We start from the raw sequence: 315 nt of genomic DNA, 5'->3' as shown, positions 1-315 counted from the left end.
CAACGACGAGGTGGCTGCCGACTGGCCACCGATCAGCGCGACGGACATCGCGTGGCTGCGCCAGCGCTACTCACAGCTGGACAGCGGCAGCCATGCGCGCTGGCACAGCCCGCGGCCGCTGTCGGCTGCCGCCATCGTCAGCGGCGCGAACGGGGCGGTGTTCGTCAAGCGCCATCACCACAGCGTGCGCAGCGCGACGTGCCTGGAAGAAGAACACCGTTTCATCGCCCATCTCGCTGCGGCGGGCGTACCGGTGGTGCAGGTACTGCCAGCGGCCGATGGCCGCACTGCGGTCGAGCACGGCGAGTGGACCGT

Annotated in this window: 1 protein-coding gene; it reads left to right on the top strand. The window is 70.2% G+C overall.

Going from position 1 to position 315, the window contains the following annotated elements:
* Positions 1-315, top strand: a 315-nt coding sequence (locus EN850_RS35135) for a phosphotransferase (protein ID WP_145973035.1), incomplete at both ends; no start/stop codon positions are given.

This window comes from Mesorhizobium sp. M8A.F.Ca.ET.207.01.1.1, from assembly GCF_004794715.1.
In the GTDB taxonomy this organism is placed as follows: domain Bacteria; phylum Pseudomonadota; class Alphaproteobacteria; order Rhizobiales; family Rhizobiaceae; genus Mesorhizobium.
Note: the sequence above shows the minus strand (reverse complement) of the source record. Positions and strands in the feature narration are given on the sequence as shown.